The sequence below is a fragment of the Lelliottia sp. GFLA7 genome (genome assembly GCF_056490165.1).
In genome coordinates this window covers 1-255 of the sequence record NZ_JBWLAQ010000141.1, presented here as the reverse complement: position 1 = coordinate 255, position 255 = coordinate 1, and the positions used below count along the sequence as shown (strand labels likewise).

At 54.9% G+C, this 255-nt stretch carries 1 pseudogene; it reads left to right on the top strand.

The window, feature by feature from the left end:
- Positions 1 to 255 (top strand): annotated as a pseudogene (locus AC07RN_RS21565) (integrase core domain-containing protein); the annotation flags it as partial.

The window sequence follows — 255 nt, the reverse complement described above, 5'->3', positions numbered from 1 at the left end:
TCACCCCCTGAACCCATGGTGCAGCTGTTGCTGGACACTAAACAGCAGCACCCGCTATGGGGTCCGGACAAAATCAGGCAGCGACTGCTTAACCTGAATATCACCGGCGTGCCTGCGGCCAGTACGATTGGAGAGCTGTTTCGGGTTCACGGGCTGGTTAAAAAGCGTCGGCCTCCGGCTTTTAAATCCACACGACCTCATGAACTACATACTGTCGTCCACCCCAATGATGTCTGGAGTGCCGATTTCAAGGGT